Below are 8,895 nucleotides of genomic sequence, written 5' to 3' on the forward strand. Positions count from 1 at the left end.
GGTTACAAGACCCCACACGAGGTCCACGCCGAGTATCTGAACCGACAGCTCGCAGCGTAAAATTAGCAACTAAGCAGCTGTCCGGAAAACACTGGGCCCCCCACTGGCTGCTGCCATCCGCCGCATCAACGCAACCCTCATGTAGGACCCAAAACGGCACGGCGAGAAGGCGGCGAACGGTAGGGGTGACCTAGTCTGGGCAGGCGTCGCATCGTTCGGTCTTGGTGCGTCAGGCGTGTGTAGACCCATTCGTCGAGCAGGGTGCGGTCGAAGTGTCCGACCCCGCTGTTGTCCATATCATTTCGGCGAGCACCTTGGCTCAACCTCGCTGCGCAAAGCTGACTCCCGCTTCGCGGACATTCCTTATTGCTCGCGCGTCCATGACTGACAAACCTTCACGTTTTCACGCGGTTGATTCTGCAGAAATCTTGAACGATCGTGTCGCGGAAACTTTGAGTCAGAGGTAAATTGCTGATCAAGCGACGAAATAGTAATGGTCCTGCCAGTTGATCCATTGCGGTATCGATATCAATTTCCGGTCGCAACTCCCCGCGGCGGACGGCCTCTTCCAGGATAGAGCGTAACGGCGCCCTGCGCGCTTCGAGAAATGCGGGCATCTGTTCAGACAGGTCGGGATCCCGGCGGGCAGCCTCGAGCAATGCCGGCATGGCAGCCGCCCACCGTTGTTCGCCGAACTCCGCGGCCAGCGTGGCCACAAAACCGGCCAGTCGGCCCTCGGCGCCCTGATCACTACTTTCCGTAGTAGGAGTGGGCGCCTTCATGAGCTGGTTCAACCCATCGACAACGAGCGCTCGCCGAGTCGACCAATGCCGGTACACCGTGGCGCGGGCCACCCCTGATCTAGTGACGACCGAATCGATCGTCACGCCGGAGAGCCCCACTTCGGTCAGCAATTCGGTCACTGCCTTCATGATCGCAGCCCGGCTCGCGATCACGCGGACATCAACACTGGTGGACTTCATGCAGAGACTGTAGCGTCTCTCACAGAGATGGTCTAGTCTCGCAGAGAGACGCTACAGTCTCGCAGAGAGACGCTACGGTCTCGTTTGGGTTTGAAGGAAATCAGGAAGAGGTGAGCACTTTGACTCAGTTCACGAGCGTTTCGGCACTGCGGATCTCGGAGAACGCGAAGGTCCTGACGTGCATCGAGCGGTTCGACATCCAGCCAGAGCGGCAATCGGCGGCGATCGAGGCCGCTACGAGGCACATCAGGCAGACCTGGAAGGGAGACGTGAACTTCGTGGCCGCCACCGTGCTTCGGGGCCGCGGCCGCGGAGGTCTGGTCTGCTACTCGCAGTGGACCCGGCCCTCTGACGCTGGCCCCGACGGCTCACCGCCCCTCGTCGTTCCCAAGCGATGGTCGTTGCGGGATTGCCTGCCAGAGTTCGTGCTCCTCGAGTCCCGGACGTACAAGGTGGTCTTCGTCGAGCGATCCGATGGAGTCGACAAGCCAACCGAGGTGTCGGCCGATGCCACACCGCTGGCGCATTTCGGCATGTTCACGGTGAGCACCGACAAGCAGGCTCGCATGATCGAGCTCGCCCGCCGATACGCCCCGAACTCCCTCACCACGCCGGGCTTGACCGCGATCGACTTCCACCGCAGCCTGGATGGGACCAGGGTGGTCAACTTCGGCCTCTGGACTACATTCGATTCCTTCGACTCATTGCTGGACAAGGATGGATTCGAGAACGAAGCACCCTATTGGACCGGCGTTGCCGACTTTCAGCCGGACTTCTTCGACATCGCGACCGTCGAAGCCGCATAGCTCTCGCACGAGTAGGGCGCCGGCCCGTTACTGGTCAGGTGGTTGTGGGGTTGGTTGGTGGCCAGGGGTTTCCGGCGATGGCGTTGAAGCCGTCTTTGCGGATGGTGGAGATGTAGGAGCGCACGGTGAGCCAGGTGGTGGCGCCGTCGGGGTGCGCCATCCGCCGGAGATCTTGACCTGGGTTTGGTCATGCGGATGTCGCGTTCGGCCTGGTTGTGGGTGAAGACACTCGCAGGTCGAACGCGAACCGCAGGACGTCCTCGCGGTAGTCGGCTAGAGCCTGTTTCAATGGCGTAGCCACTCGTTGATGGCCGCGATGTGGATGGTTGCTTCGTAGCGAACTGCGAGTTGCCGAATCGTGGCCACGCCTCGGTTGCGTTTGAGCCGGTTGATGCTGCACTCGACCGTATGGCGCTGCTTGTAGATCTCTGAGTCGAACGTTGGTGGCCGGCCACCGGCCCGGCCGCGGTCGCGGCGATGCCGGACCTGATCGGAGGGCTGGGGAATCGTGCATGCGATCCCGCGCCGTTGCAGGTAGGCCCGGTTGGGGCGAGAACTGTAGGCCTTGTCCGCCAGGACACGATCCGGCCGGGTCAGGGCTGACCACCGCCAGTCCGGGCGCCCCGGACCCGGCCAGCACTGCCTCGACCTGCGGCGAATCACCACATCGACCGGCAGTCACCAGCAATGACAATGGTTTCTGGCCTTGCTCGGCGGCCAGATGCAGCTTGAGCGTCCAGCCTCCCCGTGGCCGGCCCAGCGCGTGGTCGGCAGGTTCGGGCTCGCCGATACCGCCTGGCGGTTCTTTCTGTAGTTCGCTGTCGGTACGATCGCCTGCTGCGTGTTGGTGCCCGGTTGATCGGGCTTGTCAAGTTTCCTGGGTAAGGCCGCGAAGGCCTACCGCGAGGTCGAGCACACGAAGCTCGACGCGTTGAAGGTCGATCCCGGGCTCGATCCGATCACTACGGACCCGGTCTCGGTGGGCCCGATCTGGTGGCCGCGGAGCTCGGCCAGATGACTGATCCGAAGGCACTGATACCAGGGGATCCCGCTGTCGAGGCGAACACCGACCTACCGTGGGTGGTGCTGTATGTCAGGCGCTGGTTGCAAGCGCCGCTGGCGCTGCCCGATGGCTCGGCTAGGTCCAGGACCGTGGTACTCCTCAAGGTTCTGCGGACTCACCCGTGCTTGCGAACTTGTTTCTGCACTATGCGTTCGACGTGTGGATGGACCGGGAGTTTCCCGGCGTCCCCTTCGAACGCCGGGCTGTGAGCGCTATCCGCGACGGTACGCGTGTGCGTACCCCGAGAAATATTCGGCAGGGAATTCGGGGCTCTTCCCGCGCCGCGGGCATTCGACGAATACCCGCGAGGGCCTCAGTGGCCGGCGGTGAGGACGTGTCCGAGCGGGGTTCGCGTATAGAAGGTGTGGCCGGCGTGGCGGGCTTCGGTAATGAGGTTGTTGTCGCGGAGCACGGCTGCGTGGCGGGATATCTGGGAGGCCGATATTCCGGTTCGGTGCTGGATGAGGCTGGTGGGGGTGCCGGTGGTGATGGTGGTGAGGACCTTCGCGCGGGTGGGTCCGATCAGTTTCGTGAGGGCGGCCGGGTCGATGGCCGGGGGCGGGTCGTGCGTGATCGGGTAGATGAGCACCGGCGGCAGGGCGGGATCGGCGAGGGCGACGGGTGTTGCGTGGCAGAACCAGGAGGGGATCAAGGTCAGTCCCCGGCCTTGCAGGTGGATGTCCATGGCGACCGGGTAGCGGGCTTCGAGGATCCGTTCGGTCGGGTGCCATTCGGCGAACGGCCGTAGAGCTGACAGTGATCCTTCCGCGCCGCTGGTGGTGAGCACACCGGTCAGCCGGGTGCGCTCGGCGGCGATACGTGCGGTGATCGCGGGCCAGCACGGGGCCAGCGCGGTGGCGTGGTAAGAGCGCAGGGTAGCGCCTAGCAGGTGCAGTGCGTCGCGGTTGCCGGCTGCCAGGTCGGCGCCCCAGCTGGGTGTGCCGCTGCGGGTGGTGAGTATGCCCAGCTCCTGGCCGATTCGCTCGCGAGGGGTGGACAGCACCATGTCCAGGCCAGGTGCCAGATCGGCCAAGCCGGTACCCGGGGTGAGGAAGTCGGGGAAGTACGAGGACACCGGGGTCAGCGGCAGGACGTGGTGGTTCAAGGCCTGTCCCAAGGCGCGGCCGGACAGGCGGGACAGGGTGCTGGCCCGCCATTCGATGACATCTGGCGGCACCGGCGGGCTGAGGCGGCCCGATGGCCGCAGGGTCTGTAGCCGCAGCAGGCTCAGTACGAGCTCCCAGAGGGTGTCCGGGCGTGTCGAAATCCGGGTGCGTACCAGGTCCTGTGCGGTGAAATGGATACGCAGCCCCGCTCCTCCCCTGAGCGTGGTCATGATCTCGACTCTGCCACGGTCTCCAGCGACGTCAAGGGGTTTGCGCCTGAACGCAAAACCCTGGATCGGCCACCAAAGCCCCGCCGACACTCGTGACGAGTCGTTCAAGGGGCCCGCGTTCTGGGGGTCGTGGTCCGGAGCGGCGGATCAAAACGTGTCACGCGCGACTGTGGGCACGTTTCGACACGAGGGGAGAAATACACCCATGAGGAAATTATTCAGCCCGATCGCCGTGGCTTGCGCGATTGGCGCGAGTGTGTTCGCGCTGGCGGCACCGGCGTCCGCCGCGTCCACGCCGGACCTGCGGACCCAGGCCGATTACGTCCGGTTCTGTCACACGTTCGCCAGGCACTGCACCGACATCTTGGACCTGGCTCCCGCCGGCCGGTGCCGCAACCTGCCGCCCAAGAACCCGTGGGACTACGTGCACAACTACACGAACCAGGGACAGATCATATTCTCCGGCCCGAATTGTACTACCATTCACGGCCAGAACCCGGTCGTGCTTTCGCCCACGATCGGCCGTAGCGCGGCCTATGGCGAATTCCGTAGCTACAAGCACACCTGACCTGTCAAGGTTTGCCTTGACTTGTCGCCTTCCGATATTGGCCGTCACCGGTTGCCTCCGAACACGATGTCGAGTCAACGTGATTTCAGGTCGCAGCCGGTGACGGCCGCTGTGCACGCTGGTCCTGCTCGGCACAGAGCTGCTGAGCGGCCGCTGCCTGGGGTTCATCGGTGTCGGAGGCGGTGCTGGATTCGGGCGATAGGGCGACAGCTCGATTGCCGGACCTTGACCTCCAGGTGTCACGGACCCGGTGAATTCGAGGATGCAGCGCGACCTCTCCCGTCGCGGGCGGGTCCCGGTAATCACCGACAAGGACACGCTCGCCATCGGTTTCACCGCGACGGTGTTGGTGATGTTGCGCCTGGCCGAGATCACGCTGGCCTGCACCCGGACCGCCGGCCGCTGCTCTCGTACGGGCGGAAGTACAGGGTCGCGACTGTTCCTCGTGGCGTCGGCGACCTCCGCCATTTCCCTCGGGGCGTGGTCGGCGGTCAGATGCGACAGCGCGACCAGGCTGCTCGCCGGCAGTGCCGTGCGGTAGTCGGCGACGATTTCGGCGGGGCGCAGGTGGTAGGGGACGAAGTGTGGAATACGGCGACCAAGAGCAGCCTGATGGGCCGGTCGAAGGCCAGCGTCCGCAAACCTGCCGAGTTCAGGACCGTCTGGGGCAGGCAAAGGTGGTGGCGATCGGGTTGTCTTCGCGGATGGTGCGGCTGTGGTCTGCGTCGACGGCGACTTCGTCGTAGTCGACGCAGACCACCCAGGGGCCATGTCCTGCGCGACTTCGTGCACGTTCCGACGGTCAGGATCCCGGAGCCCAGATCGAGGAACTGGCTGATGCCGTGGGCGACCACGTACCGTACAGCACGCTGCGGAAACGCCGGGTAGGACGGCCATGACGTTCTCCCCGACGACGCGTCCACAGGGATGTACCGAGCCGCGAGCAGCACCCGGTCACGGACTTCTTCAGGCGTCTCCACGGTGGTACCGATAGGGTCTGTGACGCCGACGAACACGCGAATCCCAGGACGCAACTGATCGGCAATGATCCGGAGGACGCACTCAGGGTCGGGTTTGCTCGCCAGCTGCACGCAGAAGTTGCCGACCCGCAGTTGGAAGAGCTTCGGCAACAAGCCTGCTACCCTGCTTGACGTCACCGTAGTGACGTCGATGTTAGCTCGTCTTCGCACCCGCTCTGCCAGATCGGCGACGGGAAGTCCTTTCAAAGTTGTGCTCATTCGAGCAACTTCTGGTAAATCCTCGGGCAGATTCACGCGCGTCAACGCTTGACGCTCGCGTTGATGAAACTGATCGACCCGAGTATCACCGAGATACTCGTCGATCAACCACCAGGTGCCCCAGAGCAGGGCTCAGCGGGATCAAGTGGCATCAGGGTGGTTCGCTGTGTCGCCGACACCAGTATGGTCAGTGACCGACGAGCGAGTCTCGCGGCGTGGGCCGCTGGTTCTTGCTTGCGGGGTCAGTGACCGCAGCTCTCAGGACCGGAGGCGAGTGTCCATCCCGTGGTGTCCGTGCAACTGGTTCAGGTGTTCGGCGATCGGGAGGTCAATCCCAAAGGGGCGCAGGTGGTGTTCACTTCGCAACGCACCAATCTGCTCGGCTATCTCAACCGGGACGAAGTGTGGTTCACCGAGAAGTCCGATGACGGTACGACGAGGCTTGGTGCGTTCGTGGAGTTCGCAGGCGAACGGGTTCGGACGTCGCACAACCTTGAGACGGTGTACTTGGCGGGCCGATTCGGTGCGCTACTTGCCCTGAATGGTCCGTTACGATTGAGTGTTCCGCGGCACGTTCGTTGACCGGGATGCAGTGGGGAGGCTCCACGCGATCTGCCGGCGGTTGATCTTGGTCTTGGAGATTGTGCCCATGGCGGTGAGGTCCTGGAGGAGTTCGAGCGCCATGCCTTTCTGGATGCGCATCGCGGTTGCCACATCTTTGGTGCACATCGCTGTGGCGTCCTGAGCGGCTTGTTCCAGCAGCCACAGGATCTGTCCGGTGTGGGTCCAGCGGGGGTCTTTGTCGAAGGCGGCGCGAGTGGTGGGATCGAGGTGCTGGCGGCAAGACGATGCATACCGCGCTAGGGGTGCCGAGTAGCGGACAGCTCCTTTGCATGGGTGGCCGGAGCGGGTTAGGTGTCCACATCGTGGCTTGTCACACATTCGTATACCAGCTCATCGCGGGCACATGACCTCATTCTGTGTTCGCCGGTTTCGGCCGCTCACCGTATCTGCTGTGGCAAGTATCGGCGGTGTGACCGCGCCACAGTCTTGAGATGAGTGCCCCAAAGTCCTGGGATAGCTGGAAATATGGGCACATCTGCCCGGTTTCGCGTCCGTGCCATTCTGTGGATGCCGTGTCAGGGTGCTAGAAGATGGTCGGCCCGGTGTCCTCAGATCGTTGCCGGCATGGTGAGCGACTGGCGGGCAGTGGGTCCGATCGGCGTCGGGTAACTGCGTGACTGACGTCTGGTCGGGGGCGCGGGGCTTGCGTGGTCACTGATGCGTGCACTGGGGACGGTGTTCGTAGCCGCCAGGAACGTTTCGGGCGACGCTCGCCGAAAAATCTGGCGCGATGTCGTGGTTGCCGAGCGTGTGCCACCCCAGATCCGCGTGTTCGACGCGAAGCTGGGACAGGATGGCTGGTTGTGATGGAGGCTACTGCATTTGCTCTGTCAGAGTGGCCTGCCCGCTTGACGCCGACTTTGTCGGTGGCGATCGTCGATTATGGGTCGTATGACGAACGGAAACGAACACTCAAGTGACGATGAGGAAACAGCAGAGGTGCTCGCACGATTCAGCTGTTGGGGGAGCGCGACTCAGGTGACGCCAGGCATGACCGTCGAGGAGATCGAACGGGCGAAAGAGTTGACGCGCCGCGTAGCGGATGGAGGGTTACGAACCGCCCGGCTCATGGAAGATCGCGCGCTGGTGATGGAAGAACTTGGAGAAGGCTGGCGGTCGCGGTAATCCGGTGGCGTTCGCTCGGTATCAGGAGGTGATGGAGGCGTTGGATGTGGATACTTCCCTTGAGGAGCTGCGCGCTCTTCCGGTCGATGTGCACCGTATGGCGCACAAGCATGTGGACGACGTCGACTGACTGATCGGGCAGCTTTTCGCACATGTGACAGTAATCCTGCTGGCGTGAGGGTGGCAGTGGACCTATGGCGGCCGAGGTCTTCCAGCACGCGTAGTCGGAGATCGACGAACTGGATCGTCGACGCGCCGACCTGACTGGTCCGCGGTGGCATTACCTCATGGAGCCACGAGCACCCGTCCGCGATGTGAACCTGCTTCGGTATTCGTGGAGGAATCGGACTTGATCAATGCTGCGGCCAGGTCGTGCATCGCGCGCACGATGGCGGCAAGGAGGGCGTTCTCGACCATGCCGCCGGGAAGATGAACACCCAGTCGGCGCCTGCTGGTCGCTACGGGTGGTGGCTATCTTGGACGGGGCCAGCGTAGAACAGCGAGGGGTGCCCTGCGGGCGCGGGTGAGGACGACCATGGCAGAGCGATGGGGCTGGACTGAGATAGTCCCCGAAGGTCCTGGGGCAGGGATTTGGCACAGTGAACACTTCTTCGACACCAAGGAAGCGGCACGGGCAAGTCTTCAGACCCACTTGGACTCTTATGGTGATGGCGCCACGGAGGCTCAAGCCGCATCGCTCCTGCGAGGGGCGGGTTGGCGGGGTCAAGAGTTGTTGGTGACGTGCCCGCCAAGGCAGGCTTGGGCTGTCTACCCAGTCTCGCCCGGCCACTCCCTTGAGCAGGCGGCGCGCTTCTTCACCGAGGATCACCAGCGCGAGGTGTGGGAACGTGTGGTGGAATCCAGGAGCAACTGGGCCACCAGCGGCACCGGATGTGCGGTGGTGGCTCTGGCCGTTCTCGGCGCAGCCGGTGTGGTGGCTGCGGCGTGGTCGCGGGGGCGGTGGGGCGTATGACGGTCGTACGAGCAGGCCACGTCGGCGGTGCAGCACCGAACGGCGACTAGTACTGCAACGGCACTCGCGTGGGTGGTGGATGATGTTGCGGTGATGGACATGGTGGTGTCTGAGCTAGATCGGGTCCATGAGCGAATTTCGGGTCGTTTTACGAGGTTGGAGCCGCGGGGCCGGGCGCG

At 63.6% G+C, this 8,895-nt stretch carries 11 protein-coding genes; 6 read left to right on the top strand and 5 right to left on the bottom strand.

All coding sequences use genetic code 11. The features are described 5' to 3' along the window. Positions 1 to 395 precede the first annotated feature (395 nt). A complete protein-coding gene (locus tag ACFOSH_RS35485; protein WP_378244574.1) occupies positions 396 to 983 on the bottom strand; it encodes a TetR/AcrR family transcriptional regulator in 588 nt (195 codons plus the stop codon). Between the two features lie 269 nt (positions 984 to 1,252). On the opposite strand from ACFOSH_RS35485, the gene ACFOSH_RS35490 reads away from it, so the two are divergent. Next, the gene (locus tag ACFOSH_RS35490) at positions 1,253 to 1,789 is read left to right on the top strand and encodes a hypothetical protein (RefSeq protein ID WP_378244576.1); all 537 of its coding nucleotides are present in this window, start codon (positions 1,253 to 1,255) and stop codon (positions 1,787 to 1,789) included. Positions 1,790 to 1,823: 34 nt separating this feature from the next. On the opposite strand, the gene ACFOSH_RS35495 is transcribed toward ACFOSH_RS35490, so the two are convergent. Then, positions 1,824 to 1,949 carry a hypothetical protein gene (locus ACFOSH_RS35495; RefSeq protein ID WP_378244578.1) on the bottom strand — a complete coding sequence of 42 codons (126 nt, stop codon included), beginning with the start codon at positions 1,947 to 1,949 and terminating at the stop codon, positions 1,824 to 1,826. 125 nt (positions 1,950 to 2,074) lie between these two features. Next, entirely contained in the window at positions 2,075 to 2,455 is a 381-nt protein-coding gene (locus tag ACFOSH_RS35500) for a transposase (protein WP_378244580.1), read from the bottom strand. Between the two features lie 199 nt (positions 2,456 to 2,654). Here ACFOSH_RS35500 and ACFOSH_RS35505 point away from each other — a divergent pair, with 199 nt between their 5' ends. Next, positions 2,655 to 2,807 (top strand): hypothetical protein, encoded by a 153-nt coding sequence (locus ACFOSH_RS35505; protein WP_378244582.1) that lies wholly within the window; start codon positions 2,655 to 2,657, stop codon positions 2,805 to 2,807. Positions 2,808 to 3,165: 358 nt separating this feature from the next. Here ACFOSH_RS35505 and ACFOSH_RS35510 read toward each other — a convergent pair whose 3' ends face one another. After that, the gene (locus tag ACFOSH_RS35510; RefSeq protein ID WP_378244584.1) at positions 3,166 to 4,188 is read right to left on the bottom strand and encodes a winged helix-turn-helix domain-containing protein; all 1,023 of its coding nucleotides are present in this window, start codon (positions 4,186 to 4,188) and stop codon (positions 3,166 to 3,168) included. Positions 4,189 to 4,393: 205 nt separating this feature from the next. On the opposite strand from ACFOSH_RS35510, the gene ACFOSH_RS35515 reads away from it, so the two are divergent. The 4 genes from ACFOSH_RS35515 (at position 4,394) to ACFOSH_RS35530 (ending at position 7,743) form a co-directional block, all read left to right on the top strand. Next, on the top strand, positions 4,394 to 4,756 hold the full coding sequence (locus ACFOSH_RS35515; protein WP_378244586.1) for a hypothetical protein: 363 nt from the start codon (positions 4,394 to 4,396) through the stop codon (positions 4,754 to 4,756). Positions 4,757 to 5,006: 250 nt separating this feature from the next. Continuing rightward, a complete protein-coding gene (locus tag ACFOSH_RS35520) occupies positions 5,007 to 5,297 on the top strand; it encodes a hypothetical protein (protein WP_378244588.1) in 291 nt (96 codons plus the stop codon). A gap of 991 nt (positions 5,298 to 6,288) precedes the next feature. Continuing rightward, entirely contained in the window at positions 6,289 to 6,576 is a 288-nt protein-coding gene (locus ACFOSH_RS35525; RefSeq protein WP_378244590.1) for an AAA family ATPase, read from the top strand. A gap of 1,032 nt (positions 6,577 to 7,608) precedes the next feature. Beyond that, positions 7,609 to 7,743, top strand: coding sequence for a hypothetical protein (locus tag ACFOSH_RS35530; RefSeq protein WP_378244592.1), 135 nt, complete (start codon positions 7,609 to 7,611; stop codon positions 7,741 to 7,743). A gap of 285 nt (positions 7,744 to 8,028) precedes the next feature. On the opposite strand, the gene ACFOSH_RS35535 is transcribed toward ACFOSH_RS35530, so the two are convergent. Then, the gene (locus ACFOSH_RS35535) at positions 8,029 to 8,160 is read right to left on the bottom strand and encodes a hypothetical protein (protein ID WP_378244594.1); all 132 of its coding nucleotides are present in this window, start codon (positions 8,158 to 8,160) and stop codon (positions 8,029 to 8,031) included. Between the last annotated feature and the right edge of the window lie 735 nt (positions 8,161 to 8,895).

Origin of the sequence: Amycolatopsis speibonae (genome assembly GCF_042647925.1) — a bacterium.
GTDB classification, from domain to species: domain Bacteria; phylum Actinomycetota; class Actinomycetes; order Mycobacteriales; family Pseudonocardiaceae; genus Amycolatopsis; species Amycolatopsis speibonae.